We start from the raw sequence: 7,407 nt of genomic DNA, 5'->3' as shown, positions 1-7,407 counted from the left end.
GGGTGATGACGGGATCGAACCGCCGACATTCTGCTTGTAAGGCAGACGCTCTCCCGGCTGAGCTAATCACCCTTTGCTTCGCTGAGGCCGCGAAATTTACGCAGGTGCTGAAGCTAAGTCAATAGCAGGATTGAAGTTTTTTCAAAACAGTTTCAAGCGGCAAGCTTCAAGCCACAAGTCAAAAGCACTCAATCCGCATTGACCTGCTTGCAACTTGTAGCTCGCCGCTCGAAGCCGCTGTCATTCATAAATCATTTTCTTGGTCATGCCGCCGTCCACCACGAACTCCTGGCCCGTGACGAAACCCGCGTTGCGCGACAGCAACCACGCCACCATCGCCGCCACGTCCTCTACGGTGCCCACCCTGCCCGCTGGATGCTGGGCGTGATCGGCGTCGCTCAGCGGCTCGGCGCGGCGCTGGGACAGGTCCCGTGCGTCGATCCAGCCGGGACTGACCGCATTGACCCGGATCTCCGGCCCAAGACTGATCGCCAAGGCATGGGTCAGGGCCAATAGACCCCCTTTGCTCGCCGCATAGGCTTCGGTGTCCGGTTCCGATTGCGCAGCCCGGGTCGAAGCCAGGTTGACGATGGCGCCATTGTGGGCGCGCAGGTATGGCGCACAGTGCTTGGCCAACAACATCGGCCCACCCAGGTTCACCGCCAGGACCCGATTCCAGTGAGCTAGGTCCAGGCTTTCCAGGGTGATATTGTGCGGGTCGGCGATGGCCGCGTTACATACCAGCGCGTCAAGTCGACCGAACTGCCCCAGCACCTGGGCGATACCCGTGGCAACCTGTGCCTCGTCCGCCACGTCCATGGCGATGAACCAGGCGTTATCGCCCAGGGTCTTTGCGACCTTGGAACCGCGCTCGCGGTCCAGGTCGGTCAGCACCACTTGCCAGCCTTCGCAGATCAGCCAGGCAGCAATGCCCAAACCGATGCCCCGTGCGGCCCCCGTAACCAGTGCAACCCGGCCATGAGTGCCGCTCGGCGGCGCTGCCAGTTCGATCACAAGGCAGCCAACCCACGGGCCAGGTCGGCTTGCAGGTCGGCGACATCTTCCAGGCCGACCGCGACGCGAATCAGGCTGTCGCGAATACCCGCCGCTTCACGCTCTTGAGGCGACAGACGGCCATGGGAGGTGGTGCTCGGGTGGGTGATGGTGGTCTTGCTGTCACCCAGGTTGGCCGTGATGGACACCAGGCGGGTCGCGTCGATAAAGCGCCAGGCGCCTTCCTTGCCACCCTTGACCTCGAAGCTCACCACCGCCCCGAAACCACGCTGCTGGCGCACCGCCAGGTCGTGTTGCGGATGGCTCTTGAGGCCGGCGTAATGGACCTTCTCGATGCCATCCTGCTGTTCCAGCCATTCGGCCAGCGCCTGGGCGTTGGCACAATGGGCTTTCATGCGCAGGCCCAGGGTTTCCAACCCCTTGAGGAAGACCCAGGCGTTGAACGGGCTGAGGGTCGGCCCGGCGGTGCGCAGGAACCCCACGACTTCTTTCATCTGCTCGCCACGACCGGCCACCACGCCGCCCATGCAACGGCCCTGGCCGTCGATGAACTTGGTTGCCGAATGCACCACCACGTCGGCACCCAGCTTCAGCGGTTGTTGCAGAGCCGGGGTGCAGAAACAGTTATCGACCACCAGCATCGCGCCCTTGGCGTGAGCGATCTCTGCCAAAGCGGCGATGTCCACCAGCTCGGCGAGCGGGTTGGAGGGAGACTCGACAAAGAGCAGCTTGGTATTGGCCTTGATCGCCGCGTCCCAACCGGACAGGTCCGCCAGGGGCACGTAATCGACCTGCACACCGAAACGCTTGAAGTACTTCTCGAACAGGCTGATGGTCGAGCCGAAGACGCTGCGCGACACCAGCACGTGGTCGCCGGCGCTGCACAGGCTCATCACCACTGCCATGATCGCCGCCATGCCAGTGGCGGTGGCCACGGCTTGCTCGGCGCCTTCCAGGGCAGCAATGCGCTCCTCGAAAGCCCGCACGGTCGGGTTGGTGTAGCGCGAATAGACGTTGCCCGGTACTTCGCCAGCAAAGCGTGCCGCCGCATCGGCTGCGGTGCGGAACACGTAGCTGGAGGTGAAAAACATCGGATCGCCATGTTCGGCTTCCGGCGTGCGGTGCTGGCCGGCGCGAACCGCCAGGGTATCGAACGCTACACCTTCGAGGTCGCTGTCCAGCCGACCGGCATCCCAATCCTGACTCATGCTGCCACTCCTGAAATCGTTTAAACGAAAACCGGCCCCTAAGGGCCGGTTCGTCAATCAGTTGTTGTAGAGATCGATGATCGCGCTGACCGCCTGAGTCTTGGCCTTGGACGCATCGTTACGTGCGTTTTCGATCCTGTTCAGGTAGGCCTCGTCGACGTCGCCGGTGACGTACTTGCCGTCGAATACCGCGCAGTCGAAATGCTCGATCTTGATCTTGCCGCCACCGACCGCTTCGATCAGGTCCGGCAGGTCCTGGTAGATCAACCAGTCGGCGCCGATCAGATCGGCCACTTCCTGGGTCGTGCGGTTATGAGCGATCAGCTCATGGGCACTCGGCATGTCGATGCCGTAGACGTTCGGGTAGCGCACGGCGGGGGCCGCCGAGCAGAAGTAGACGTTCTTGGCGCCAGCTTCGCGGGCCATCTGGATGATCTGCTTGCAGGTAGTGCCGCGCACGATGGAGTCGTCCACCAGCATCACGTTCTTGCCGCGGAATTCCAGTTCGATGGCATTGAGTTTCTGGCGTACGGATTTCTTCCGTGCAGCCTGGCCCGGCATGATGAAGGTACGGCCGATGTAGCGGTTCTTCACAAAGCCTTCGCGGAACTTGACGCCCAAGTGGTTCGCCAGCTCCAGGGCCGAGGTACGGCTGGTGTCCGGGATCGGGATGACCACGTCGATGTCGTGGTCCGGACGCTCGCGCAGGATCTTGTCGGCGAGCTTCTCGCCCATGCGCAGGCGCGCCTTGTAGACCGAGACGCCGTCGATGATCGAGTCCGGGCGCGCCAGGTAGACGTGCTCGAAGATGCAAGGGGTCAGGGACGGATTGGTTGCACACTGACGGGTGAACAACTGGCCGTCTTCGGTGATGTACACCGCTTCGCCCGGCGCCAGGTCGCGGATCAGGGTGAAACCCAGCACATCCAGGGACACGCTTTCGGAGGCAATCATGTACTCGACGCCTTCGTCGGTGTGGCGCTGGCCAAACACGATCGGGCGGATGCCATGGGGGTCGCGGAAACCGACGATGCCGTAGCCGGTGATCATCGCCACCACCGAGTAGCCACCGACGCAACGGTTGTGCACGTCGGTCACGGCGGCGAACACGTCTTCTTCGGTAGGCTGCAGCTTGCCGCGTTGGGCCAGCTCATGGGCAAACACGTTGAGCAACACTTCCGAGTCGGAGTTGGTGTTGACGTGGCGCAGGTCCGATTCGTAGATTTCCTTGGCCAACTGCTCGACGTTGGTCAGGTTGCCGTTGTGCGCCAGGGTGATGCCGTACGGCGAGTTGACGTAGAACGGCTGGGCCTCGGCCGAAGTCGAGCTGCCCGCGGTCGGATAGCGCACATGGCCAATGCCCATGTGACCGACCAGGCGCTGCATGTGACGCTGATGGAACACGTCACGCACCAGACCGTTGTCCTTGCGCAGGAATAACCGGCCGTCGTGGCTGGTCACGATACCGGCAGCGTCCTGGCCGCGGTGCTGGAGCACGGTTAGCGCGTCATACAGCGCCTGATTGACGTTCGACTTACCGACGATACCGACGATGCCACACATGCGACGCAACCCCTACTTAATGGATCTGAACTGAACAACACTCACTGCGGCGTTTTGGCCATCGGCAAGAGTTGTTCCTTGAACGGTATTTCAGCGGGTACGCTGATACCGCTGGCAAGCCACTGACTGCTCCAACCCAGGATCAGGTTCTTGGACCAGTCTGCGACCAATAGAAATTGTGGCACGAGCCGGGACTCCTGCCACCACTTGTCCTGCTGTACCGGCCCCAGGCTCAGCAGCCCGACGGCCACGACCACCAGCAACGCGCCACGCGCCGCGCCGAAGGCCATGCCCAGGAACCGGTCCGTCCCGGAAAGCCCGGTGACGCGAATCAGTTCGCCGATCAGATAATTGATCATTGCGCCAACCAGCAAGGTGGCGATAAACAAGATGGCACAGCCCGCAATCACGCGAGCCGATGGTGTTTCGATGTATCCGCCGAGGTACTGGGACAGCGAGCCACCGAACATCCAGGCTACCACTCCCGCGATGATCCAGGTCAGCAGCGAGAGCGCCTCTTTGACGAAGCCGCGACTCAGACTGATCAATGCGGAGATGGCGACGATCGCAACGATCGCCCAGTCAACCCAGGTAAATGGCACGGTGCAGCCTACAGACGGATAAGGCGGCGCATTTTAGCAGAGCGCAGGGCTGTCGGTAAGCTGCGTGATTCAAATCAAGTAAATCGCCGTTAACCGCGCTCTGGCTGGAAGCGCACCACGAACCCCTTGAGGTTCTGCTGGCGGCCGAGCAGGTCGCGCAGGCGGTCGGCTTCGGCGCGCTCGATCAGCGGGCCGACGAACACCCGGTTCTTGCCTTCGGCGGAACGGATGTAGGCGTTATAGCCTTGGCTGCGCAGGTTCTTTTGCAGGGCTTCGGCGCTTTCGCGACTGGTCAGGCTGGCCAGTTGCACCGACCAGCTGACCGACAGGCCGTTGGCATCCACGCGACTTTGCGTGGTGTCCGGCTTGGCGGGTGCAGCGGTAATCGGCTGGGAAGGCGCAGGCTTGGCTGCCGGCGCAGGTGCTGGCGCGACAGCCGGCTTGCTCGACGGCGCCGCGACAGGAGCCGCTGGGGCGCGGGCAGGTGCAATCGGCTGGGAAGGCGCAGCAGGTTGCCCGGCCAACTCCTCGTCGGTCGGAACAGGCTCTTGGGGCAAGACCTGCGGTTCAGGCACAGCCACAGGCTCGACCTGCACGGGCGCCATCGATGGCGCCTGCGGTGCAGCCGGGGCATCGACGATCACCTGGCGCTGCTCGTCCTGACGAGAAAACAGCATCGGCAGGAAAATCACCGCCAGGGCCACCAATACCAGTGCCCCTACCATGCGCTGCTTGTACGCCTTATCCAGCAATGCCATCTGCCGCCTCCTCCGTGGGGCGCCGGGCCAACCATTGAAGGGCCTCGGCTACACAAAAAAATGATCCGAACAGCAGAATCTCGTCATCGGCCGTCGCCAGGGCACACTGCCCCTCCAACGCCGCCGCCACGCTCGCATAGGCCTGCACCGCAGCACCGTGGCGCTGCAACGCTTCCTGCAGCTGCGCCGCCGGACGCGAACGCGGCGAATCCAACGGCGTGACTGCCCAATGCTGGACACTAGCACCCAACGCATCGACTACGCCATCCAGATCCTTGTCGGACAGCAGACCGAACACCGCCAGGCGTCGCCCGGCCACCGGACGGCGCGCCAAGCGCTCGGCCAGGTACAGCGCTGCATGAGGGTTGTGACCCACATCCAGCAAAAGGTTCAGGCGCTTGCCCTGCCAATCGAACTGACGGCGATCCAGACGCCCGACAACCCGAGTCGCCTGCAACGCCTTGACGATCTGACCGGCGTCCCAGCGCAACCCCAGCAACAGATAGGCCTGGAGCGCCAGCGCAGCGTTTTCCATCGGCAGGTCCAGCAGCGGCAGATCGTGCAGCTCCACGGGCTGGCCCTTGGCATCGCTGCCGCGCCATTGCCAATGCTGTTCGGTCATCGCCAGGTCGAAATCCCGCCCACGCAAGAAGAACGGGCAACCCAGTTCGCGAACCTTGTCCAGCAACGGCTGAGGCGGATTGAGATCGCCACACAGCGCAGGCGCACCCTGGCGAAAGATGCCGGCCTTTTCGAAAGCCACGGACTCGCGGGTGTCACCCAGGTAATCGGCATGATCCACGCCAATGCTGGTGACCAGCGCGATGTCCGCGTCCACCAGGTTGACCGCGTCCAGCCGCCCGCCCAGGCCGACCTCCAGCACCACTGCATCGAGACCGGCCCGGGCAAACAGCCAGAACGCCGCCAGGGTACCCATCTCGAAATAAGTGAGGGACGTCTCGCCCCGCCCGGCTTCCACCGCGGCAAAGGCTTCGCACAGCTCGGCGTCGGTGGCTTCGACGCCATTGACCTGCACACGCTCGTTGTAGCGCAGCAGGTGCGGCGAACTGTAGACCCCGACATTCAGGCCCTGGGCCCGCAACAGCGAGGCCAGGAAGGCGCAGGTCGAACCCTTGCCGTTGGTGCCTGTGACGGTGATGACCCGGGGCGCCGGCCTCGCCAGCCCCATGCTGGTCGCTACCGCTTGCGAGCGCTCCAGCCCCATATCAATGGCCGATGGGTGCAACTGCTCGAGGTAGGCAAGCCAGTCGCCCAGGGTACGTTGGGTCATAGGCCAGCAGGCGCCGGCGGAACCACGATCGGCTCGATCGGAGCCGCGACGAACTTCGGCGTCGGCAAGCCCATCAGTTGCGCCAACAGGTTGCCCAGGCGCGGACGCAGCTCCTGGCGATGAACGATCATGTCGATGGCGCCGTGCTCCAGCAGGAACTCACTGCGCTGGAAGCCTTCCGGCAGTTTTTCACGCACGGTCTGCTCGATCACGCGCGGACCGGCGAAGCCGATCAGGGCCTTGGGCTCGCCGACGATCACGTCGCCCAGCATGGCCAGGCTGGCGGAAACGCCACCATAGACCGGATCGGTCAGGACCGAAATGAACGGAATGCCTTCCTCACGCAGACGCGCCAGCACCGCAGAGGTCTTGGCCATTTGCATCAGGGAAATCAGCGCTTCCTGCATGCGCGCACCGCCGGAAGCGGCGAAGCAGATCATCGGGCAACGTTTTTCCAGGGCGTAGTTGGCAGCACGAACGAAGCGCTCGCCGACGATGGCCCCCATGGAGCCGCCCATGAAGGAGAATTCAAAGGCCGAAACCACCACCGGCATGCCCAGCAGAGTACCGCTCATGGACACCAGGGCGTCTTTTTCACCGGTCTGCTTCTGGGCCGCAGTCAGGCGGTCCTTGTACTTCTTGCCGTCGCGGAACTTCAGGCGGTCCACCGGCTCCAGGTCGGCACCCAGCTCAACACGGCCTTCGGCATCCAGGAAGATGTCGATACGGGCACGCGCGCCGATGCGCATGTGGTGATTGCACTTGGGGCACACGTCCAGGGTCTTTTCCAGCTCAGGACGGTACAGCACCGCTTCGCAGGATGGACATTTATGCCAAAGACCTTCGGGCACCGAGCTTTTCTTCACCTCGGAACGCATGATCGAAGGGATCAGTTTGTCTACCAACCAGTTGCTCATGCTTTCTTTCTCCAGTACCGGCGGCCCGAACGCTCTGGTTCGCGGCCCCGCGTA

Annotated in this window: 7 protein-coding genes and 1 tRNA gene; all 8 read right to left on the bottom strand. The window is 63.1% G+C overall.

What is annotated here, in order from left to right:
- Nucleotides 1-72, bottom strand: a tRNA-Val gene (locus tag ACODSJ_RS22810).
- Between the two features lie 168 nt (nucleotides 73-240).
- The gene (locus ACODSJ_RS22805) at nucleotides 241-1,014 is read right to left on the bottom strand and encodes an SDR family oxidoreductase (protein ID WP_489103895.1); all 774 of its coding nucleotides are present in this window, start codon (nucleotides 1,012-1,014) and stop codon (nucleotides 241-243) included.
- Nucleotides 1,011-2,222 (bottom strand): O-succinylhomoserine sulfhydrylase, encoded by a 1,212-nt coding sequence (locus tag ACODSJ_RS22800; RefSeq protein ID WP_489103894.1) that lies wholly within the window; start codon nucleotides 2,220-2,222, stop codon nucleotides 1,011-1,013. Before ACODSJ_RS22800 ends, ACODSJ_RS22805 begins: the two co-directional genes overlap by 4 nt.
- A gap of 57 nt (nucleotides 2,223-2,279) precedes the next feature.
- A complete protein-coding gene (purF, locus tag ACODSJ_RS22795) occupies nucleotides 2,280-3,785 on the bottom strand; it encodes an amidophosphoribosyltransferase (RefSeq protein ID WP_489103893.1) in 1,506 nt (501 codons plus the stop codon).
- A gap of 41 nt (nucleotides 3,786-3,826) precedes the next feature.
- Nucleotides 3,827-4,387 carry a CvpA family protein gene (locus tag ACODSJ_RS22790; RefSeq protein WP_489103892.1) on the bottom strand — a complete coding sequence of 187 codons (561 nt, stop codon included), beginning with the start codon at nucleotides 4,385-4,387 and terminating at the stop codon, nucleotides 3,827-3,829.
- 89 nt (nucleotides 4,388-4,476) lie between these two features.
- On the bottom strand, nucleotides 4,477-5,145 hold the full coding sequence (locus ACODSJ_RS22785; protein ID WP_489103891.1) for an SPOR domain-containing protein: 669 nt from the start codon (nucleotides 5,143-5,145) through the stop codon (nucleotides 4,477-4,479).
- On the bottom strand, nucleotides 5,129-6,436 hold the full coding sequence (gene folC / locus ACODSJ_RS22780) for a bifunctional tetrahydrofolate synthase/dihydrofolate synthase (protein ID WP_489103890.1): 1,308 nt from the start codon (nucleotides 6,434-6,436) through the stop codon (nucleotides 5,129-5,131). Before folC ends, ACODSJ_RS22785 begins: the two co-directional genes overlap by 17 nt.
- The gene (gene accD / locus ACODSJ_RS22775) at nucleotides 6,433-7,353 is read right to left on the bottom strand and encodes an acetyl-CoA carboxylase, carboxyltransferase subunit beta (RefSeq protein WP_489103889.1); all 921 of its coding nucleotides are present in this window, start codon (nucleotides 7,351-7,353) and stop codon (nucleotides 6,433-6,435) included. Before accD ends, folC begins: the two co-directional genes overlap by 4 nt.
- Nucleotides 7,354-7,407 lie beyond the last annotated feature (54 nt).

Source organism: Pseudomonas sp. FG6 (genome assembly GCF_057809015.1).
Note: the sequence above shows the minus strand (reverse complement) of the source record. Positions and strands in the feature narration are given on the sequence as shown.

Bases quoted from the DNA above. Each gene is read 5' to 3' on its own strand.
- ACODSJ_RS22800 (WP_489103894.1), bottom strand. From the start codon at position 2,222: ATGAGTCAGGATTGGGATGCCGGTCGGCTGGACAGCGACCTCGAAGGT.
- purF (WP_489103893.1), bottom strand. From the start codon at position 3,785: ATGTGTGGCATCGTCGGTATCGTCGGTAAGTCGAACGTCAATCAGGCG.
- ACODSJ_RS22785 (WP_489103891.1), bottom strand. From the start codon at position 5,145: ATGGCATTGCTGGATAAGGCGTACAAGCAGCGCATGGTAGGGGCACTG.
- folC (WP_489103890.1), bottom strand. From the start codon at position 6,436: ATGACCCAACGTACCCTGGGCGACTGGCTTGCCTACCTCGAGCAGTTG.
- accD (WP_489103889.1), bottom strand. From the start codon at position 7,353: ATGAGCAACTGGTTGGTAGACAAACTGATCCCTTCGATCATGCGTTCC.